General features: G+C 70.4%; 14 protein-coding genes and 1 pseudogene. 7 read left to right on the top strand and 8 right to left on the bottom strand.

The annotated features are described in order from the left end of the window. Positions 1 to 338 precede the first annotated feature (338 nt). Complete coding sequence (locus ACIRL2_RS26750) at positions 339 to 7,712, bottom strand: LamG-like jellyroll fold domain-containing protein (protein ID WP_402235061.1); 7,374 nt, start codon at positions 7,710 to 7,712, stop codon at positions 339 to 341. Positions 7,713 to 8,491: 779 nt separating this feature from the next. On the opposite strand from ACIRL2_RS26750, the gene ACIRL2_RS26745 reads away from it, so the two are divergent. Next, positions 8,492 to 9,286 (top strand): MFS transporter, encoded by a 795-nt coding sequence (locus tag ACIRL2_RS26745; protein ID WP_402235059.1) that lies wholly within the window; start codon positions 8,492 to 8,494, stop codon positions 9,284 to 9,286. Between the two features lie 397 nt (positions 9,287 to 9,683). Continuing rightward, on the top strand, positions 9,684 to 10,592 hold the full coding sequence (locus ACIRL2_RS26740) for a hypothetical protein (RefSeq protein WP_402235056.1): 909 nt from the start codon (positions 9,684 to 9,686) through the stop codon (positions 10,590 to 10,592). Between the two features lie 181 nt (positions 10,593 to 10,773). Here the strand turns inward: ACIRL2_RS26740 and ACIRL2_RS26735 are convergent, their stop codons facing one another. Beyond that, the gene (locus tag ACIRL2_RS26735; protein WP_395861614.1) at positions 10,774 to 11,250 is read right to left on the bottom strand and encodes a DUF6194 family protein; all 477 of its coding nucleotides are present in this window, start codon (positions 11,248 to 11,250) and stop codon (positions 10,774 to 10,776) included. 91 nt (positions 11,251 to 11,341) lie between these two features. On the opposite strand from ACIRL2_RS26735, the gene ACIRL2_RS26730 reads away from it, so the two are divergent. Further along, a complete protein-coding gene (locus ACIRL2_RS26730) occupies positions 11,342 to 12,043 on the top strand; it encodes a MerR family transcriptional regulator (protein ID WP_395861616.1) in 702 nt (233 codons plus the stop codon). Positions 12,044 to 12,391: 348 nt separating this feature from the next. Here ACIRL2_RS26730 and ACIRL2_RS26725 read toward each other — a convergent pair whose 3' ends face one another. From ACIRL2_RS26725 to ACIRL2_RS26715, 3 genes and pseudogenes are all read right to left on the bottom strand, one after another. Then, complete coding sequence (locus ACIRL2_RS26725; RefSeq protein ID WP_395861618.1) at positions 12,392 to 12,712, bottom strand: hypothetical protein; 321 nt, start codon at positions 12,710 to 12,712, stop codon at positions 12,392 to 12,394. Between the two features lie 130 nt (positions 12,713 to 12,842). Then, positions 12,843 to 13,070 (bottom strand): annotated as a pseudogene (locus ACIRL2_RS26720) (hypothetical protein). An 82-nt stretch (positions 13,071 to 13,152) separates the two neighbouring features. Continuing rightward, on the bottom strand, positions 13,153 to 14,529 hold the full coding sequence (locus ACIRL2_RS26715) for an APC family permease (protein WP_402235053.1): 1,377 nt from the start codon (positions 14,527 to 14,529) through the stop codon (positions 13,153 to 13,155). A 102-nt stretch (positions 14,530 to 14,631) separates the two neighbouring features. On the opposite strand from ACIRL2_RS26715, the gene ACIRL2_RS26710 reads away from it, so the two are divergent. Beyond that, positions 14,632 to 15,105 (top strand): SRPBCC family protein, encoded by a 474-nt coding sequence (locus ACIRL2_RS26710; RefSeq protein ID WP_395861621.1) that lies wholly within the window; start codon positions 14,632 to 14,634, stop codon positions 15,103 to 15,105. Further along, entirely contained in the window at positions 15,102 to 16,694 is a 1,593-nt protein-coding gene (locus tag ACIRL2_RS26705; RefSeq protein ID WP_402235050.1) for a phytoene desaturase family protein, read from the top strand. Before ACIRL2_RS26710 ends, ACIRL2_RS26705 begins: the two co-directional genes overlap by 4 nt. Before the next feature lie 263 nt (positions 16,695 to 16,957). Here the strand turns inward: ACIRL2_RS26705 and ACIRL2_RS26700 are convergent, their stop codons facing one another. Next, positions 16,958 to 18,013, bottom strand: a complete 1,056-nt coding sequence (locus ACIRL2_RS26700) for a YihY/virulence factor BrkB family protein (protein ID WP_402235046.1) — start codon at positions 18,011 to 18,013, stop codon at positions 16,958 to 16,960. 18 nt (positions 18,014 to 18,031) lie between these two features. Here ACIRL2_RS26700 and ACIRL2_RS26695 point away from each other — a divergent pair, with 18 nt between their 5' ends. After that, a complete protein-coding gene (locus tag ACIRL2_RS26695; protein ID WP_402235044.1) occupies positions 18,032 to 18,295 on the top strand; it encodes a hypothetical protein in 264 nt (87 codons plus the stop codon). A gap of 452 nt (positions 18,296 to 18,747) precedes the next feature. Here the strand turns inward: ACIRL2_RS26695 and ACIRL2_RS26690 are convergent, their stop codons facing one another. Both ACIRL2_RS26690 and ACIRL2_RS26685 read right to left on the bottom strand, forming a co-directional pair. Beyond that, entirely contained in the window at positions 18,748 to 19,653 is a 906-nt protein-coding gene (locus tag ACIRL2_RS26690; protein ID WP_395861628.1) for an SDR family oxidoreductase, read from the bottom strand. Positions 19,654 to 19,882: 229 nt separating this feature from the next. Continuing rightward, positions 19,883 to 20,332: an SRPBCC family protein gene (locus ACIRL2_RS26685; protein ID WP_402235040.1), complete on the bottom strand. Its 450-nt coding sequence runs from the start codon at positions 20,330 to 20,332 to the stop codon at positions 19,883 to 19,885. A gap of 701 nt (positions 20,333 to 21,033) precedes the next feature. Here ACIRL2_RS26685 and ACIRL2_RS26680 point away from each other — a divergent pair. Beyond that, positions 21,034 to 21,273, top strand: coding sequence for a hypothetical protein (locus ACIRL2_RS26680; protein ID WP_395861632.1), 240 nt, complete (start codon positions 21,034 to 21,036; stop codon positions 21,271 to 21,273). Positions 21,274 to 21,395: the final 122 nt, after the last annotated feature.

The raw sequence follows: 21,395 nt of genomic DNA, 5'->3' as shown, positions 1-21,395 counted from the left end.
GAGCGTGATCGCCCACGGCGGACCGGGTACCAGCCATCTGGACGGAAAATGCCCGGCTGTGCACGGCCACGGCCGCCCGCCGTGCTCAAGGAATCGTTCGACTGTGACGGACAGCCCGGCTCCAACGTCGATTCGATGAACGGCCAGTCCACCGCACAGAACACCCGTGAATGCGGCGCCGATGGCGACCTGCCCGGCTTTCGCAACGGGGCCGACGACACGCACGGATCAGACCCGGTCGCCCCCGTCGCGTGAAGGGTGCGACGGGGGCGGGTGCGTGCGTGTGGCTCTGCTGCTCTGCCGTGGTGCAGCCGAGGATGCGCCGATGCTTGGGTGGGTCAGGTGATGGTCAGGGTGATCGGCCCGGCGAGTGCGGTGTGGCCGTTGTTGTGGAGGTACCAGACCCGGTAGTTGCCGGGGGTGAGCTTGCCGCCGGCGGGGAAGTCGAGGCTGCCGTCGGCGTCGGGGGCGTACTTCCAGTCGGTGGCTGAGCCGTTGGTGGGGCTGGTGCCGTCGCGGTAGAGGCCGATCCAGTTCGTGGCGGCGAGGGTGGCGGCCGGGGTCGAGTAGCGCAGGGTGATGGTGCCGCCGGCGGCGATGGTGGAGGCGGCTGTCGTGAGGGTGCTGGTTGCCGCCGGCGTCGAGGGCGGGGCAGGGGTGGCCGGGGTGAGCGTCGGTGTCGTCTCGGCGGGGAGGTTGTAATAGGCGGTGAGGCGTTCGGCGATGGCGTCGGTGTACGGGGCGAGTGCCGGGAACCGGGTGGCGAGGGTGGTCCTGGCGGCGGCGGTGAGTGCGGCGCGGTCGGTGGTGGCGCCGGCCAGGTGGGGTTCGAGCTGCCGCATCAGGTGGTAGTCGCTGGTGATACCGAGGGTGCCCATCGCCTTGGCCAGGGACGGGGTCGCGGTGGCGGTGTCCTGGACGCGGCTGACGAAGGTGACGCGGTGCAGGATGCGCCAACAGGGGGGCTTGCGGTCGCCCTGCCGGGTCTGACGCAGCGCGCGGGCGTCCGGTCCGGTGTTGCGGTCGAGCCACTCGGGGTCGACGACCTTGCCGTAGAAGTCCTCGTAGTTGTCGGTGGAGCTGTCGAGGTAGAAGGTCATGAACCGGTAGGCGTCGACGCGGCCGGGCACCAGGACCGGGTTGCGCGCGATGTCGAAGACGGGCTTGTCGCCTTCACGTTTTTGCAGGTCGCGTGCGGGTTCGGCCTTCACTTCCAGGCTGAACGTGCGCTTGGCTTCCTTGGTCTTGCTGCGGGTGACCGCGTAGCCGCCGCCGAGGGTGACGCTGCCGGAGAGGTTGACGCCGACCGGGCCCGCTTCGATTTCGGCGAATCCGCCGACGCTCAGGCTGCTGCTGACCGTGTAGTCGCCGGTGGTGACCTGGGTGACCTGGTCGGTGGTGGACATCGTCTCGGAGAACAGGCCGCCGGCCGCGGTCCACACGTAGGTGTTGACCATGTGGCGGCGGGACGCGCTGTTCGCGGCCTTGCGGACTTCGGCCGGGTTCGTCTTGTCCGGGGTCAGACCCGTTCCGGTGCCGCCCATCATGCCGCCGAGGACCCGGTTGGCCTGGTCGCGGACGGGGTTGTGGGCGGCGAAGGTGGCGCTCTCGGTGGACACCGATTCGTAGAAGCTCTGGAGTTGCTGCTCCTCGCGTTGGATGCGTCGTTTGATGGCGTACGCCTCGCGGGGGCGGTAGTAGCTGTGTTCGCCGCCGTCCCCGGCGTTGGGGAACGCGGGGTCGGGGAAGGGCTGCAGTGCTCCGGAGCTGCCCTTGGGAGCGAAGCCGACCAGGCCGTCCAGGGTGCCCTGCTTGGTGTAGCGGGGGTTGATGGGGAACGCGATGATGTTCCAGTCGCGGGGGATGTCGGCGTTGGGGATCATCCGGTAGGCGACCAGGACGCCGGTGTGGGCCAGGCGCAGCGCGTACAGGTCGGCGGTGGCGGACTGGACGATCGCGAAGCCGGTGTTGGCGGGTACCCAGCGCCGGCCGGCGTCGGGGTTGACCTGGCCGGTCCGGGCGTCCTCCTCCCACTGGCCGGTCAGCACGACGCCGCTGGTGCGGGTGGTCTCGGTGCTCTGGGACACGGCGAGGTTGGTGGCCCAGCCGTTGGAGAACTTGATCTCGGCCTCGACGGTCATGCCCACCTTGACCTTGACGGCCTCCTTCGCGGTGCCGACGCCGAGGGGCGCGACGACGATGGAGGTGTCGTCGTTGACCCAGAACTCCACCTTGCCCTTGGCGGACGCGTCCAGGCTGCGCTTCTCGTCGTTGGAGATGGTGTTGGTGACCGAGTCGGCCTGGATGAAGGACACGGACGCCTTCTCGGCGTAGTCGCCGGCGGTTCCCCAGACCATGTTCTCCGAGGGCATCGGCGGGGCGCCTTCGAGGAAGCCGACCAGTTGCGGGTCGAATTGGGCCTGCCCGACCCACGTGCTGGTCAGTTCCCCGGTCTTGAAGCCGGTGTGCAGCTCCCACCTGCCGTGCCGGACGAAGGTGTAGGCGCGTTTCATGACGCCGAACGCGCGTCCGTCGGCGTCGGCTTGCAGGTCTCCGTACTCGGAGGCGGCGGGGGGTGCGTCGATGCGGGCGTTGAAGGTGCTGCCGATTCCGGTGAGTGCGGAGCGGACTTCCGCGGCGTCGGCGGAGATGGGTGCGCTGGAGATGGTGTTTCGCGGTGCGTCGGGTGAGGGGTTCAGGTCGTTGCCGCGCGGCCCGAAGTCCTTGACGGTGGCGCCGGCTTGGGTGGAGGCGCCGTCGAAGGGGAAGTGGGCGACCAAGTCCTTCTTCTCGCCGCGCAGTCGGGCGAACATGTTGTCCAGGATCTGCTCCCGGGTGCGGCAGGTCCGCCAGATCCGTACCTCGTCGATGGTCCCGGTGTACCCGTTGGCCAGTGTTCCGCTGTGGCGTCGGCCTGCGATGGTGGCGTGTGCCTCGCCGGGGTACGTCGGTTGGGCGTGCATGGGCGCGATCCAGGCCGGTTGCGGGCTGCCGTCGACATAGAAGGTGGCGAGGTTGCCGTTGGGGTCGGGGGTGCGCACGCGGCGGGCGCCGCGCACCTTGGCGGGGAAGGTGTCGCAGGCGTCCGCGGTGACGGCGCCCTCCTTCTCGGGGAAGGCCCACCACGCGGTCAGCCCTGGGGTCTTGGGGGTGATCGCGGCGCCGATCTGCTTCTCGTCGCGGGCGACGTTCCAGATCCGTACGTCGGTCAGGGAACCGCGCAGGTGACTTGTGGTCCGGCCCTGGCGGAGGCGGCCCAGTTCGCAGTTGTCGTCGTTGCCCACCGGTGCGGCGCCCTCGAACACGAACGGCTTGTGCCCGACGGGGGCGCCGTCGATGTACAGGCGGATCGCCACACCGCCCCTGTCGTTGTGACCGCCCTTGCGGGTGACCGCGACCCGGGTGAACACGCCGGCCTGGAGCTTGGTCCCGGAGCGGACGGTGACCAGGCTGTCCTTGCCGCCGCCGCCCTTCTCGAACATGAACGCCAGTTGGCCGTCCGCTTCCACGAGCAGCGCGTACGGCACCGCCGTGCCAGCCGCCCCGCCTTCCACCACGCCTTTGCCCACCAGGCCGTGCACGACGCCGAGCGCGTCCAGGCGTACGCCGGCCTCGATGGTCAGGTCGCCGAGCAGGTTCAGCCCCTCGGGTCCGCCCGCGTCCAGGTGGCCGGCGCCGTCCATCGCCATGGCCCAGTGCTGCTTGAACGCCAGCGCGACGTGGCTCCAGTCGCCGATCGCGACCCCTTCCGACAGGGCGAAGGTCTGCGAGCCGACGGTGGCCACGGGCGCGAAGCCGTCCAGTCCGGAGGCCGCCGACCGGAACGGGCCCACCAGGGTGCCGTGGTTGCCGCGGCCGGAGCGGTCGAGTGTCGATCCGTTGCTGAACTGCCAGTACGCCAGCAGGTCGTCCTCGCGGCCGCGCAGTCGGCGACGCATCGTCTCCTTGATCTGGTCCGCGGTCCGCGCGCGGCCCCACACGCGCACCTCGTCCAGGCAGACGCGCGATCCTATGCTGCCGCCCTGGGCACGGAACCCGAGCTTGACGGTGCGTGAATCGTTGGAGCCGGCGATACTCTGGCCACCGAACGTGCCCGCGGCGACCGCGCCGCCGGTTTCGGACGTGCACGCCATTTCCATGCCGTCCCGGTATACGCGGCGGGTTCCGGCGGAGGCGTCGTGGACCACCGCCCAGTGGTGCCATTCCTGGGCGGGGACGGTGGCGGTGGTCATCGCCCAGGTGAGGTCGGCCTGGCCGGGGATGCCGACGTCTCCGCCGAACATGAAGCGGTTGTTCGAGTCGATCCCGACCATCAGGCCGAATCCTGTGCTGAACAGCAGGTCGTCGCGGTTGGTGGCCTGGCGAAGGGCCCACATCTCGATGGTGAAGCTGGTCCCGGTCAGCGTGAGCCGGTCGCCGCATTCGACGACGTTGTCCTCTTCGAGGCTGAGAGCGCTGAACAACGTGGTGCCGCGCAGGGCCAGGCCGTAGGGGGTGGCAGGTCCGGCGGCGCGCAGCACGGTGCCGGTCGCGGAGGCGGGGTTGAGCCACGCCTCCAGGGTCAGGTCGCCATCGGTGGCGAAGTCCGCCCCGTCCACGGCGGTCAGGTACTGCGTGGTTCCGTCGAACGCCGGTGCGCGGCCCGGGGCGTGACCGCGCCAGTGCGGCCCGACCCCGTCGCCGGCGTCTTTCGCGTCGCCGTCGGCGACCACGGCGGTGGTGGAACCCACGCGGGTGACCGCGACGATCCGCGATCCCGAGGACAGGTCGGTGCCGGTCACGCTGCCGGTGGCGTCGGCGTAGTCGTAGAGCACCGCGGTCACCTGCGATCCGGCCGCGGCGATGACCGCGTCGCCGGAGACGGTGAACGTGGTCGCGCTCGCCGGTGCCGCGGCGTCGACCTTGCGTACTCTCCCGCCGACCAGGACCCGGCTGCCGACCGCGAGCGGTGCGGGGAGCGGCGCGGTCAGTTCGACGAGCCGGTCCTTGACCGACAGGACGGTGCCCAGCAGCGTGCCGGCCGGCGGGTTGCCGTTGAGGACCGCGGCCAGCGAGGCCGCGGCACGCGGCACCCGCAGATACGTCTCGGTGCGCGACCCGCAGGTCACGGTCACCGTGCACAGGTCCGCGGCCGAACCGGCATCGGCGGTGACCTGCACGGTGAAGTCCTTGGCGCGCGTGGCGGTGTCGCGCGCGACGAACTCCAGCCGGTCCGAGCCCGCGCCCAGGCTCCGGGTCGCCCTTGTGACCAGCGTGGAGTAGTAGGCCGAGAAGAACTGCCCGGCCCCGCCCCGGAAATACAGCACGACGTCGCCGCCCGCGCCGTCCAGAACGAACGGCGCGTCCTCGGTCCACGCGAACGCCAGCAACGCCCCGTAGACCGTCAGTCCTTGCCGGTCGGTGGAGACCACCGGCATCGCCACCACGGTGTCGCCGCCGCCGCGGGTACCGCCCGACACGGTCATCAACGCGTCCTCCGCGGCGTCCACGGCCGCCTGACGCGCGCCCAGCCGTTGTTGCGCGGCCTGCTGCTCCTGAAGCCGTCTGTGCACGCCGAAGATCGACGCGAACGAGGGGCCGAACATCCGGTCGTAGGAGTCGATGGCCGCCAGAGTCTGCTGAACCTGCGCCGCCAGCTGCCGGTCCGCGTCCAGACTCGCCCGCGCGGCGTCCACGGCCGCCTGCGCGGCGGCCACCGCCGCCGCGTCGCCCACCGCCCCGGACTTGCCCGCCTCGGCCAAGGAGACCAAGGACGGGATCGCCGCGAGACGACCGTCCCGGGCGACCGCGAAGTCCACCGCGGCGACGTAACTGCGATTGGCCGCGCCGCCCGCCGGTGCCGGGCCGGAGGTCCCGCACGCCACGAGCACCCGCGTCTGCCGCTTCTCGTGCCCCACCGCCGTGCCGTACCCGGTCGTGGCCGGCTCCTGCTGGGAATAGGTGACCGCCGCGAGCCCGGTCGACACGGCGCGGCCGGCGAAGCCGAACACGTCCCGCGACAGTCCCGGCCCGTCACCCACCGGAGCGTCGGAAGCCACCCACACCGCGCCGTTGTGCACCGTGCCGTCGCGCATCGCCCTGGTGTGGTCGCCGGCCACTGTCCCGGCCCCCTCGTCGAAGCGGCAGTACACCGCCAGGCCCGGCTCGATGCCCGACAGACGCCGCCCCCGATCGCCGAACTCGGCCTCGGTCCGCGCTCGTTCCCAGATCCGCACCTCGTCGACGTCGCCCTTGAACCCGGCCTCCGGCACGCCCGAGGCCAGCCTTGTCCCGACGCTCGCCGCGGACCGAGCGTCCGGTACCGCCGTGACCGCACGTACACCCGTCCGCACCCCGCCCACGTACACGGCCGCGTTCTTGCCGTCGAACACCGCCGCGACGTGCACGTAGGCGTTCACGGGCACCGCGGTGCCCGACACCACACGGGTTCCACCCAGGTCCGCCACCAGCTTCCGGTCCGCGTCCAACTCCAGCGCGAACGTGCTGGTCGGCGATGCCCCGGTATGGTGCGCCAGGATGGTCCCCGAGGCCGCGGCCGGACGTACCCACGCCTCCACCGTGTAACCGGACGACGCAACCGTCGCGGACCCGGGCGGCGCGGCCGGCAGCAGCACGTGCGTGTTCTTCGCCGGGTCGAACCGCATCGCCGTACCGGCCCGGTCGCGGGTCGCCGGCACGGGCACAAGCGGCCTCTTGGTGTGCGGGCACGTCCCCGGCCCGCGCTCCAGTACCGAGGAGGCGAACTTCGGGTCCGGACTGGTGTAGAGCTGAGCGCCCACCACGTCGAACAAGCCGTCCGAGCCCTGCGCGCAGTTGTAGCCCTCCACGCGTCCCGTCGCCTTGTTCGCCGCGAACACCTGCCACCGGGACTCACCCACGACCGCGGTGGGCAGCAAGAGCACGGTGAACGCGCCGCGTTGCAGAGGCGCGACGAACGACAGCTTCGCGGTGGGCTCGAAGAAGGGGTTCCCCTCCATGTCCCGGGTGCCCAACGTGTCGCTCTCCGAGGCGCCCCGCAGCTTCGACCGCGACCGCTGGTACCGCACCTCCACGACCGGCTTCAGCACCGACCCCACCAGGACGAACCGGTCGCACAGCAACGACCCGTCGACCACGGCGGTCGCCGTCGCCTTCGTGCCCGCCGCCGCGGTGGCCCGATCACCGGACACCGTGCCGCCCTCGGCGTAGAACACGACATCCTTGTGGTTCGCGTCCACTCCCTGGCGAAAGAGCAGGATGTAGCGGCCGTCCGAAACGACCTGGAACGGTGCCGGCGCGCTCAGCCGCGCCGTCGTCGACAAGAACGGGTCACGCTCCTCCACCGGCAGCGGCACACCCGCCACCGCTTCGGTACGTCCCCCGGCCCGTACCCACGGCATCCGCAGTACACCCGACGCCGCGTACGCCCCCGGCGCGGGTACCTCCACAAGCTCGCCGGGGAACGGCACTACCGCCGGTTCCTCGTTCCAGTACCGCGCGTCCAGCGGACCGCGCTTCGCCGACGCCTGCTCCAGGTCCAACACGCTGTAGACGATCCTGCGGTCCGCGTCCATGGCGAACGCCACGGTCGTACCCGAGTGACGCACCATCGTCGTCGACACGTACTTCCGGTCGCTGTACACCCTCGTCAAGCTCTCGTCGTGCGCCACGAAACCCCCACCCGTCGTGCCCGCACCCACGCGGGCCATGGCCAGTTCGCGAAACTCGAACACCGCGCCACCGCCCTACTCGGGCAAGCGGCGTCCACACCACAGCTGATCGACACCGGGTGACCACACGGGTCACCGGCCCCTACAGCCATCCAGGAAATGACGCAGCCCATCGGCTGCCGCACCCGTGCGACGACGGGCGGGAGGCCCGGCGCCCCCGAACCCCGTGTTGGCCCCACGTCAACGACGGACGGTAAAGCCCTTACACAGCAAGGTGGTTCGTGCATGGAACGTATCAACGGGACCGCTGCCACCCGGCGCCTTCACCAAATCCCCACAACCGCGCACACACGCACGCACTCCTGCCTGCGAGAGGCCGCGCCTGGTGCGCTTGTTGCGCTTAGTGCGCGTGGGGCGCCTGGTGCGTGTGGTGCGCCTGCGAACGCTGCAATGCTGGGCGGGTGATCCAGCGGCCACCCGCGTGGCTCACCTTCAAGAGCCGGCAGGCGGACCTTCGACGAGTTGGTCCGGGCGGACGGGGTGGGCCCGGACGAACTGTCGTCCGACGAACGGGTGTTGGCCGACGTCATGGCCGGGTGGGCGATCCCGAAGGCCGACCTGGTCGTGCTGGTCGCGTCCCGGCGGTGGAGTTCGAGGCGATCGGGGCGGGTGGGGAGATGCCGATGGTGTGCTTCTTCGGTGCGACGGCGATCGTGATCGGGTGCACCCGGATGGCCGGCTGCTTCGAGGGGCGCCGTTCACCTCACACACGTCTTCGTCATCGATCCGGTCGGGGAGGACGGGGAGGACGGGGGTGGACGGGTGCGGTCGGCGCCGCGCTGGTGCGGCCCGAACTCCGAGGCCGGGCACTGGCCGTGGTGATCGGTGGACTCACCGCGGCGACCGCGCTGGGGGTGCCGCTCGGCACGCTGGTCGGCCACCTCGCCACCTGGCGGGTCGCACTCGGGGTGGTAGCGGGGTTGTGTCTGGTGATCGCCGTCGCGATCCGGATGATCATGCCCGCACTGCCCGGCGCCGACTGGGTGCCGTTGCGGGCGCGACTGGCGGTGCTGCGCCGACCCGGGGTGCCGGGCGTGCTGCCGCTGACCGTGCTCGGCATGACCGCCGCGTACACCGCATACGCGTACAGCGCGCCTGCGTTGGCGGCGGTCGGGGTCACGGGTTCGGCGGTGGCGTGGATGCTGGTCCTGTACGGCGCGGGTGCGGTGTTCGGCAACCTGTGCTCCGGGCAGGCCACCGACCGACGGGGCCCGGTGCGGGTGCTCGCGGTGACCTATCCTGCGATGGCCGCGGTCCTGGCGCTGCTCGCCGGGCCGGCGGCGGGCGATCCGCCCCGACTGCTCGTCGGCGCGCTGCTGTTCGGGTGGGGCGCCGCCTCCTGGGCGCAGACCCCCGCGCAGCAGCATCGCCTGATCGAGGCCGCACCGCAGGAGGTCCCTCTGGTGGTCTCGTTGAACTCGTCCGGCATATACCTCGGCATCGCGCTGGGTTCCGGCATCGGCGGCATCGCCCTGGGACACGGCGGTGCGGCCACGATGTACGGAGTGGGGGCCGCAATCGCAGTGACGGCCTGGCTGTTCCTGCTCGCCACCACGCGCCGACGCCGGTGGGGGTGAGGGGGGGGACGGTTGGGCTGTGATCGGAGAATCCCGCCTGCGCGTGCTGTGATCGCCGGCCACCATGTGGTTCATGTGCCGAGAGAATGGTGGTGCGGTGGTTGAGTGACCATGAGGGCCGCCGACTGCAGGCGATCGTCTGTCGGGGAACGAAGGGTGCGGTGCGCTTTCGTCGGGCAATGATCGTGCTGACGCGGCTGGTGCAACTCCGTCGGGGCCGCTCTGAGGTCGATCCACGGGCCCCGCGCACGCGTGCGTGCCCGGGGCCGCCCTAACCCGGAGCCTGACGGGCCGCGTTCGGCTGCGTGAGCGAAATGCGCGGTTGCCGGACCGGGTAAGCCCGCAGCCGTTCGGCCGGTGGGCGGCCGGTTCGAAGACGAGCACATGAGGAGCAGCGGTGGCGGACGCACGTAAGCGGGCGAGCATTCCGCTCCGCCGTGCCGTGCGGGGCGTGAGCCCCGACGATCCGTTCGTACGGAACCTTGCCCGTGCGACGACAACGGAAGACGTCCTCGAATTGGTGGACCAGGCATTGCAGCGAGCCGGACAGCGCGGCACCGCAATGGACTTGCTGTCCGTCCACGCCGACGACCTGCGGCCGGTCGCCCTGGGCAGTGTGCATTTCGCCCGGGTCAATCACGATGTCGAGATCGACGGCTTCTCGTGCGACATGCCCACCGGGGCGAACACGTTGGCCGAGGTCCGGGGGAACAGGGTGGTCCTGGATTCGCGGTTCTTCACCACGACAGGCGAAAAGCACGGCCGAACAGACGATGCCCTGGCGCTCATTCAGAAGGAGGGCGGAGGGCCCGACGCCGTGATGTTCGGCATCGTCGGGGTGACGCTCCACGAACTGGAAATCGTCCGTCACCATCAAATCGCCCGGCAGTACGGGCGGGGAGTGCCCGACATCCTGCGCGCCGATGCCATGTCCTCGGAAGCCGAACGCGACGCGGCCGCGTTTCCGTCCCGAGGGCAAGCGCCCGCCGTGCCTTGGAGGGTACGGTCCCTCTACCGGGCACAGCCTGACCTTCGGCTGATCACACCCGAGATCGTCGAGCCCGTGATGGGCAAGAGCGCGGCGCACGACACCGTGGAGTTCACCGCCATAGGCGGGCAACGTGTCCATCAACTGGGCAATCACACCGACCGCCTGAGCGTCGTCGTGACCACCGCGCGATCGTCGGCACGGAGCAAGCCGCGGCGATCCAAGGCGCGGCCCCCGGACTCACCGCCGCCGCGGCCCAGCTCCGGAGATCCACGACCGCCTCCCGTGACGTGTGCAATCGCCCGCACATTGCGTTGACCAGGGGCTTCCCGCCGGCCCGGCAGCTCTCCGCATCCCAGGCCGCGGCCACTCGAGGGCGGGAACCGCTCCAACCGGGCCAGAGCGCAGCCGCGCAGGAGACCGGGCAACGGCCGGCGGCCACCGACCGGGGAAACCGGATGGCACGCGAAGTGGGCGACCGTCGGCTCGATTCCTAGCCTCATCGCGTTGTCGAGTCGGCGCGTCGCTCATGGCGTGAGCGCGCGAGGTGATGGGCCGCACGCAGCAGCTCGCGTGTCGGTGCTTCGGTGCGCTCGCCCGGATTCACCACTGCCAGCCAGCCGGCGGTGCCGTAGACGGGGTGGGCGATCACGGTGTCGGTGGCACTGGGGTCGACCTCGGCGGAGGCTGGTTCGTGTGCTGCGTGACCGGTCCAGTGGATGAACGCTTCCTTCCCGGCGGCAATATTCACGCGGAAGGTGTCCAGCCGGTCCAGACGCGATGCCTCGTCGCCGGGGTAGTCCTTGGTCACGACAGTCGCGAACGGTTGGGCCCTCGTCGGAGTGGCACCGTCGGGTGCGTAGTAGAAGAACGTGTCCCCCCAGCTGATTTCCGGCGTGCCGTCGCCGGGTGCGGGCCTGATGATCAGGACGCCGTCGAGGTCGCCCACAAAGCTGATGATCTCGTCGATGGTCATGTGCTCTAGCGTTGCATTGAAGTACTTGTGGAGACTTTGAGGCCGAGATCGAGGGATGCCGGGATGCCAAGTCTCAAATCAGGGGATATGCGTGCGTACCGCTGATGTCGCGCGACGCGTTGGGTACTCCGTTCAGCAAGTTCGCAATCTCGAGCACGACGGTGTACTTCCGCCCGCGATGCGCACCGCCGCGGGCTACCGGATCTATGGGGAGGTACATCTGCAGTCCGCAATGGCCTACCGAGCCCTCGCCGCGGGCGTGGGGCCGATCGAGGCCAAGAAGATCGTTCGGGCCTTCCACCGGTTTCCCACTTCGCAGGCGCTTGCCCTTCTCGACACGGCGCACGCCCGGCTCGATGCAGAGCGCGCGGAACTGAGGCGCGCTCAGGAGGCCGCCCACGCGATCTCCAGCGAGTCGATCGAAGACGTGCGTGCGTCGGACTCGATGAGCGTCTCCGAACTCGCCGCCGCCCTCGGTGTGCGCCCTTCGACGTTGCGGCACTGGCATGCGGAGGCTCTCGTCATCCCGGACCGCGACCCCGTGCGCGGATCGCGACGATACACACCGACTCAGGTGCAGGATGCGCGGATCGTTCACCAACTGCGCAAGGCCGGATACCGCATCACGCCCCTGCGGGCCCTCATGCCGGAGCTGCGGCGCGCCCGCCGATCGGAGGATGTCGTCTCGGCGCTGGCTGCCAGGGACGCCGGCATCACTGCTCGATCCAAGGCCCTCCTCGACGGTGCCGCCGCACTCAGTGCCGTGCTCTCCATTCACCGGCAAACGGCCTGATCCGGGATTGGCAAGCCACTTGATCGGCACGGCCGACAACGACACGAAGGCACGCGGCCGGGCGCACCCTGGTTTGACGAGACGACCCGGTTGCACCAGATCCTCGGTGCCGGTCCTGGACGGCGGAGAGGTCGACCGCGACCTGCACCGGCCGGTGGCCGAGCCGGTCGGTCCGGCCGGTCCGGCCGGTCCGGCCGGGTGAGCGTGGTGATCGCCGACGCGGGGAACTCGCGGTCGGCACCGAGGGCGAACTGTACGGCGGCGGGGAGAACACGGGGGTCAGCCACCCATTCACGCGATCACGTGGCTGACCCGGCGGTGTTCACGATGCTCGACGGCGTCGGGCGTTCACCGCCGGAGCGGTGTTTCCCCGGGGTCGACCGGGGCCTGGCTCGTGTGGTGTTTCGCGGTGGGGTGCCCCGGGCGTAGTCCGAGTAGCAACGCGTGGCGGCGGGCGGCGCCGATGGCCGCAGTGCCGGCGTCGTCCAGGAGCAGAGTTGCGGAGAGGTCGAAGTCGACGTCGACGACGTGGTCGGGCAGCGCGTTGATGCCGTGCAGGAGGGCTTGGCGCACGCCGTGGGCGACCGTCGCGTCCACCACCCGGGGGAGTGTCACCAGCGCCCGGCCGTCGTCGATCACGCGCACACGGACTTCGCCGTCGTCGGTCACCGTTGTCCCTGCCTCCGTCGTTGTGGTGTGGGTCGAGAATCCGTGCCGTACTGGGTCGGGTCGGTCGCCGGCGTCTTCCCCTGGGACCGTCCCGCCGGGGGAACGCATCGGCGGCCTTCGGGTTCCGGGGTCAATTGCCCAGTCGTGCGCGCAGGAGTGTCTTGGCCTGTTCGGCGCCCTCGCGGGTTTCGCCCTGGGCGCGTCGGAAGAATTCGGCGAGTTCGTTGTCGCCGTCGCGTTCGGCGTCCTGGATGTAGGTCTGCAGGCGTAGGGCGTTGCTCAGGCATCATTCCTCGGTGAGCCAGATGATGTTGTAGTCCTCGTCCTTGGTCCCGGTGATATTGCCGGTCCCGGTCATGGGTACGCGCCCGACACGGTTCCGGAGAAGGTCCGTGTTCCGGCATCCCTCGTCACCTCGGAGCGCTCTGGTGTACGCGCGTTCAGACCACGGGCCCACTGGTGTGACTTTCGTTTTCGCCGGGGCGCTGCCGGGAGCGGCGTACGGCGGAGAGCAGGCCGAGCACGATCCCGGCGCCGATCAGCGGCAGCCCACGAGCCCAGACGTCGGCTTCGACGCGGGTGGACAACAGGACGCACGACGCGGCGCCCAGGATCGGCAGGACGGTGGGGACGCGGAAATGCTCCCGCTCGTGCTCCCCGGGATTGCGGCGCAGCACGAGTACCGCGACGTTGACGGCGAGGAAGACCACCAGAAGCAGGAGGACCAGGGTCGAGGCGAGGGTGGCGACGTCACCGGTGAGGGCCAGGAGCAGGGACAGTCCGGTCGTCGTCGCGATCGCGGTCCACGGCGTGCGGCGGCCCGGCAGGACGCGGGCCAGGAAAGCCGGCAGCAGGCCGTCCCGGGCCATGCCGTACGTCAGTCGCGAGGACATGATGCCGGTCAACAGGGCGCCGTTGGCGACGGCGACCAGAGCGATGGCGCTGAACAGCCACTCGGGTACGCCACCGGCGATCTCGACCACTTCCAACAGCGGGCCGCTGGACGCCACCAGCCGGTCGGTGGGTACGACGGCGCTCGCGACGATGCCGACCAGCGCGTAGATCACGCCGGCCACGACCAGAGCCCCGAAGAGGGCGCGCGGGTAGGAGCGTCGAGGGTTCCTGGTCTCCTCCGCGACGTTGACCGAGGTCTCGAACCCCACGAACGAGTAGTACGCGAGTACCGAACCGCTCAGCACCGCGCCGGCCGGCCCCTTGTCATGGACGCCCAGCTCGGTCAGTCGCGACGGGTCGCCGTCGCCGCGCAGCATCACCCAGGCCCCCAGGCCGATGATCAGGATCAGGCCACCCACCTCGATCAGTGTCGCCACGGAGTTCGCCCGCATCGACTCGCTGATGCCGCGTGCGTTGAGCAGGGCCAGGGCGATCAGGAACAACACCGCCACCAGTGCGATGGGGGCCGTGACGAACTCGGTCAGGTAGTCGCCACCGAAGGCCCGCGCCAACGCGCCGACCGACACGATGCCCGCCGCGAGCATGCAGAACCCGATCACGAAGCCCACGAACGGCCCGTACGCGAGGGTCGTGTAGTGCGAGGCACCGCCCGCCCGCGGGTACTTCGTGGCCAACTCCGCGTACGAACCCGCCGTCAACAGGGCGAGACACAACGCGACGACCAGCGGCACCCACACCGCCCCTCCGACCTCGCCGGCGACTTGGCCCACCAGGACGTACACGCCCGCGCCGAGCACATCGCCGAGAATGAAAAGGAACAGCAACGGCGTCGTCAAGGTCTTCTTGAGTCCGGGCCCGGCTGCCGCGACGGAGGGCACCATCGGTGTCTGCGATGTGGTCATGCGCACCCGTATGCCCCGAAGATCGATTCACAGACGCGGCACGGGCAGAGGTACGTCGAGCGTTTCGGGTACGAGACGGCCAGGTTCGGGTAGTCGCCGCGCATGGCTCGACGACAGCAGTTGATCAACGCGAATGCCGAACGGGTTTGGGACGTACTCGCGGACGCGCGGCGCTATGCCGAGTGGGTCGTGGGAACCAAGCGCGTCGAAAGCGCCGATGACGCTTGGCCCGGCGAAGGGGCGCGTCTGGTGTACACGATCGGGTTCGGGCCGATCACGTTTCGGGACGAGTGCATCGTCCGGCTCTGCGAACCGGGCAGACGCCTGGAGCTGGAGGCGGTGGCTTCGCCGTTGGGGACGGCTCGCATCGGCATCGAACTGCTGCCGTGGGACACCGACACCCTGGTTTTGGTGGACGAGCATCCGCTCCGGGGCCCGGCCGCGCGTCTGCACGGCCCACCCGGCGAGTTCCTTCTGCACCTGCGCAACCGCAGGATGCTCCGCAACCTCGCCCGGGTCGCCGAGGAACCGTCGGAGGGCGAGTACGCTCCGGCGCCCGAAGCCGGCCCCCGATGACCGACGAGGCCGACGCGGTCGTCATCGGCGCCGGCCCGAACGGGCTGGTGGCGGCCAACATCCTCGCGGATCGCGGATGGCGGGTCGAGGTGCTGGAAGCCCGGGAGGCCCCCGGCGGCGCGGTGCACAGCGATCGCGAGGTGCATCCGGACTTCGTGAGCGACACCTTCAGTTCCTTCCACCCCCTTGCCATTGCCTCGCCCGCGATCGCCGCACTGAACCTGCACGAGTTCGGACTTCGTTGGAGTCACGCCCCTTCGGTCCTGGCACACCCCCTCGCCGACGGACGATGTGCCGTCCTGCGGCGCGGCGTCGATGCCACGGCCACAGGGCTGGCAGCGGACTTCGGCACCGACGACGGGGCGGGGTGGCGCAGGCTGTCGGCGCTGTGGGACCGCGTGGACCCGCATCTGGTGAACGCGCTTCTGACTCCCTTCCCGCCGATTCGTTCCGGGATGGCGCTCGCGGCGCGACTCGGGCCGGCGGACGGCCTGCGGTTCGCGCGCATGATGGCCTTGTCGGTGCGCAGATTGGGCGAGGAGGAGTTCTCCGACGTCGGCGCCACGATGCTGTTGGCCGGCTGCGCGCTGCACGCGGATCTGTTGCCGGAGGCCGCCCCGAGCGCGGCATACGGCTGGCTCCTGGCCATGCTCGGCCAACAGTACGGTTGGCCCGTGCCGGTGGGCGGGGCGGGCACGTTGACCGACGCGCTGGTCCGACGCCTCACCGCCAAGGGCGGCAACGTCCGCTGCGGCACGCGGGTGACGTCGGTCGTCGTGCGCGGCGGTGCGGCTCTGGGCGTACGTACGGCGGACGGCGCGGCGGTGCGGGCGCGCCGGGCAGTGCTGGCCGACGTCCCGGCGCCGGCGCTGTACGGCGGGCTCGTCTCGTGGGACGACCTGCCCACGCGGCTGCGCGAGGACCTGCGCCGGTTCGCCTGGGACCCGGGGACGTTCAAGGTCGACTGGGCCCTCAACGGGCCGATCCCATGGACGGCGGACGCGGCGTCCGAAGCCGGCACCGTACATCTGTCCGGCGACCTCGCGGAACTCTCCGACTACGCCGTACAGGTGGCCTCGGGCAGACTGCCCGCCCGCGCGTTCCTGCTGCTGGGACAGATGACCACGACGGACCCCACCCGTTCCCCGGCCGGAACGGAATCCGCCTGGGCCTACACACACGTTCCCAGGCACGTCACCGAGGACCTCGACGGCCGCCTCACCGGACGCTGGGATCTCGCGGAGACGGAAGCGTACGCCGATCGCCTCGAAGCGCGGGTCGAGTCCTTCGCGCCGGGATTTCGCGCAAGGATCACCGCGCGCCGGATCATGTCCCCGCTCGCCCTGGAGGCGGCGAACGAGAGCCTGGTCGGCGGCGCCCTCAATGGCGGATCCGCCGCGCTGCACCAGCAGTTGGTCTTCCGGCCCGTCCCAGGCACGGGCGGATCGCGCACGCCGGTCCGCCGGCTGTATCTGGCCTCCGCATCCGCTCACCCCGGAGGCGGTGTGCACGGGGCCTGCGGCGCGAACGCCGCCCGCGCCGCGCTGCGCGCCGACCGTCTGGCGATCACCCGCGTCATCGGCTGTTGATCGCCCCCGCCGGGCACGTCGAGCGCTCGATCGCTTCGTGATCGATGTCGACGGGCGGTCTCGAGGTACCGTCGGCCGAGGAAGGTGTGTGCGTGCGTAGCCCCGATGGGTTGCCGCTTGCCATCGGTGGGATTGCGGGGCCGCGGTCGTCTCGGTGACAAGCAGGCCCATGAGCGCTTCGGGGCCGCCGCCGCGCACGGCCGCGACGGCCGCGTTCGGGCGCCTCACGCGCATCCGCGTTTCGGTCGCGGTCCCCCGTGGGCTCAGGACGAATCATTCAGTCGGCGGTGGTCTTTCGCACTCCACTTGCGGGTGTCCCTCGGCCGGACGTAGGGCTCCTCGTCCTCGGGGAGGCCGCCGGCGATGGCGCGTCGGCGGGCGAGTTCGGCGTCGAACTCGAGCCCGAGCAGGACGGCGAGGTTGGTGATCCACAACCACACCAGAAAGATGATCACTCCCGCGAGTGTTCCGTAGGTCTTGTTGTAGGAGGCGAAGTTCGCGACGTAGAAGGCGAAGCCGGCGGAGGCGAGCATCCAGATCGCCAGGGCGAGGAAGCTGCCGGGGGTGATCCATCTGAAGCCGCGGCCCTCGGCGTTGGGCGCGGCCCAGTACAGGATCGCGACCATGATCGTTACCAGCAGGACCAGGACCGGCCACTTCGCGATCGACCACGCCGTCAGCGCGCCGTCGCCGATACCCAGTGCGGTGCCCACCTGTCGCGCCAGGGAACCGGTGAATACCACGATCAGCGCACTGGCGCAGGCGAGAATCATCAGCACGACGGTCAGGCCGAGGCGCAGCGGGAGGACCTTCCACACCGGCCGGCCCTCGGGCATGTCGTAGACGGCGTTGGAGGCCCGGATGAACGCGGCGACATAGCTGGAGGCGGACCACACGGCGACCACCAGGCCCACCACCGCCAGGAGCGAGCCCAAGCCACCGTTGTTCTGCAACTGGCGCACCGCGTCGGTGATCACATCGCGTGCCGAGCCGGGGGCCCACTTGTTCAGGTTGTCCAGCACCCGGTCGGTGGTCGATTCGCCGGCGATACCCAACAGGGAGACCAACACCAGCAGGGCGGGGAACAGTGCCAGTACGCCGTAGTAGGTCAGGGCCGCGGCCCGGTCGGCGAGTTCGTCGTCCTTGAACTCCTTGACCGTGCCGCGCAGCACCGCGAGCCAGGCCCGCTTGGGCAACTCGCTCGGCTGATCGGGTGCGCGTTCCTCGACCTGCTCGGACGGGCCCACGTCCTCGGGGCGGCCTTCGGCGTCGTCACGGTTGTGGTCGTCCTCGTGTCCCGGCCGCGGTGCGTGTGTCATGCCTGACGAGTTTCCGTCTTGGCGGCCCGCATGCCGATTTTGACATTCCTGATGGGGCTCGGGTCCGAGGCCGCCATGGACGACCATCCGCGGCTCGTGCAGACGGTCCTGGACACCACCGAACCGAGAATTCTGGTGGAGTTCTACCGCCTACTGCTTGGACTGTCCTTTCGACCCGGCGACGAACCCCCCGTGGAGGGGCGTCCGACGACGCCGACGGGCTCGTCCTGCGCGATGCCGACGGAACGAACAAGCTCGCCTTTCGACGCGTCGACCACCTGACGCGGACGACGTGGCCTCGGCACGACGCCCTGATGCCGATGCACCTGGATCTCGCCGTCCCGGGCACGACCGATCTGCATACGCAGCGTGAGCGCGTGCAGTCTCGGGACGCGGTTCCTGCCTGACGACCCCGACGACCCCGACGAACCGCTGTATGTGTTCGCGGACCCCTCTGGGTATCCGTTCCGCATCTTCGTCGCCTGACCGGCCCCCGGTCGGGACCAGCCGCGTTCTCGGCGCCGGCCCGGCCGCCGGCGGCCTGGTTGCGATGTTCGTCGGTGGGTTCTCGCGCGCTGCCACGGCATATCGCCGAATCCGGGCCCCGAGAACCGCATCCGCCCGGACACGGCACCCCCAAGCCCAGTCATCGGCCCGCCACCCCGCCGGCCCCCGGCCGCCCTCGGTTCCAAGCGTTTGCCCAGGCCCCCCACCCCGGTCCCCTCGACGAAGCGCTACCGGTACCGGTCCTGCGTGCCGGGGGCTGTGTCGTCGCGGCCGCCGGCTCCGAGCAGTCCGGTCGCGTCGAACGTGTGGTGCGCGGCGAGGCGCGGAAGTTCGGTGCGGGCCAGGCGGGTGACCAACGGCGGCAGGGCGGCGCGGACCGGCTGCAGTGCCCTGAGCCATGCGGGGGCGTAGACCGCGCAGGAGCGTCGTTCCACGGCTCGCACCATCCTGGAGGCGACGGTGCGCACCGGGTAGACCTTGCGGGCCGGCCGGGGCATGTGCGCGCGCAACTCCCGCAGGACCGGGTGCTGGTCGGCGTCTCGGATCATGTCGGTGTCGGTCCAGTTCAGGTAGGCGACGCCCACTCCGACGCCCTCGTGGGCGAGTTCCGCTCCCAGGGCGTGGGCGAACGATTCGACACCGGCCTTGGACGCGCAGTAAGCGGTCATCATGGGCGAGGCGCCCATGGCCGCCAGGGATGCGATCTGCAGGTAGTAGCCCCGGGAGGCGAGCAGGTCGGGCAGGAACGCCCTGGCGGTGATCGAGCTGCCGATCAGATTCACCTCGATCACACGCCGCCAGGTCGCGGGGTCGGACTCGGCGAACGGCCCACCCTCGGCCACTCCGGCGTTGGCGACGACCACCGACGGCGCACCCAACCGCTCGCGCACCTGTGCGGCGGTGCGGTGCATCGCCGCATCATCGGTGACATCGACCTCCCACCAGTCGGCTCGCCCCGGCAGGGACCGCGCGACGCGCTCCAGGGACCGCGCGTTGTGCCCGAGCAGCGCCACGACCGCGCCACGTTCCGCCAGTCCAACGGCCACGGCCGCGCCCAAGCCGCGCCCGGCCCCGGTTACGACGGCGACGCGCCCAGCCAGGGGTCGTGCCCTTTTTCGACCGATTACCGACATCCCGCCAGCCTACGTAGACGAGGTCTCGCGGGCCACACGGCGCTCGCGAGGCCCGTTCCGGGCGGGGGCCGGGGCCGGGAACCCGGGCGCCGTCGATTCCCGGTGGCGGCGGCATGGCACCGCTTGGCGACCGTGCCCTCGTCCGGGCGTGGTTCGACGGCGGGGCCGGCACCTCTCGCCGGGGCGATGGGTGCCGGTCCCGCCGTCGTGGGGTTCTCGGGTCGATCGGTCAGACTTCGCCCCGCCAGGCGCCGGTCGCGGTGCCTCGGGATTCGATGAACGTCTTGAAGCGTTCGAGGTCGCCCTTGGCCTGACGGCGGACGAATCCGAGTTTGTCGCCGACGGTGTCGGCGATGCCGTGGGGGTCGTGGTCGAGTTGCAGCATGATCTTGGTGTGGGTGTCTCCCAAGCGGTGGAAGGTGACCACGCCGGCTTGGTGCACCTCGCCCTCGACGGTGGTCCAGGCCACGCGTTCGTCGGGGATCTGCTCGGTGACGGCGGCGTCGAACTCGCGTTTGACGCCGTGGACGTTGGTGGTCCAGTGGGTGAGCGTGGGGGTGCGCTGCTCGATGCGTTCGACGCCGTCCATGAATTGGGGGAAGTCCTCGAACTGCGTCCACTGGTTGTAGGCGACGGTGACGGGAACGTCCACTTCGATGGATTCCTCGATCTGGGACACGCGGCCAACCTTCCTCGATGACGTCGGTGTGACGGTGGACCGCTGCCCGATTTCTCCCGCCCGACACGCTTCACGCCGTGGAGGAGCCCGTGCGTCGGACTCACCTGCGGTCACCCGCTTCGACGGCGGTCACGCGTGGGCGGCTTCGGAGGATGTCTTGGTTGCCTGCGGCGCCCGTTCGGGGGTGCCGACGCCGTTGCGGCCTCGCGGTACGGGTCGCCCGGGGTCGACCGGACGGCGTGGCCGGTGACGGTGCTTGCGTGGGGTCGGCGCTTGGACGCCGACGCCCGGCCGGTGTGTGGGCCGACCAAGGGAAGCCGCGTCGGTCCGCCGGCCCTTCCACGTCGTCCAGTGCCTTGACGGGATCCATCGCACTCCAGAGGGAGTCCGAAACGGCGCCGTCGTAGCGAGCAGCATCCACCAGGGCCTACTCCGGCGACGGATGGGCGGGGTCGATCTCCAGCAGGCCGGCCATGGCTGGTCGCGCGGTGGGGGCGGGAATAGTGGCGCCCATCCAGTGGACGACCTGGCCGGGATGGCGAAGAACGCCCCCGGCGACTCCCCGGCTCGCAGCCTCGTCACCCAGGCGGCAGACAGCGGGCGCCGCGCGGCAGACTTTCTCGACAAGCGCGACGTCGGCACCCTGGTGGGAGACATCCAGGGGTTCGCCCGTCGACGCCCGACCGTACTCCTACGGAACGTTGGCGATCCAGCTCTACGCCCAGACGTTCCCCCGTCGGGTGCGCGCCCTGGTCGGCGACGGCAACATGGATCACCAGAACCTGCGCGGCCCGTGGGACTGGATGAACGCGGGGATCGGTGCGCTCGAGGACAACTTCGTCCGGTTCGCCGACTGGTGCGACACCACGACGGACCCCCGCCCCCTGACGGCCGGTTGGGACTCCGATGACGTGGCACGGTCGTCGGGGGCAGGCTGGTGATGTGTGTCATCGAGGTGGAGGGCTTGTTGCCGAGTTGTCGGTGCGTCGGTTGTACGGCGAGAACCCGGACTGTGTGAAGACGACGTTCGTCGAGCAGGTCGAAGGGCTGACCGAGCGGTATC

Origin of the sequence: Embleya sp. NPDC127516 (assembly GCF_044765325.1) — a bacterium.
Taxonomy (GTDB): Bacteria; Actinomycetota; Actinomycetes; order Streptomycetales; family Streptomycetaceae; genus Embleya.
The sequence above is the reverse complement of the archived record's forward strand: the minus strand, read 5'-3'. Positions and strand labels throughout refer to the sequence as shown.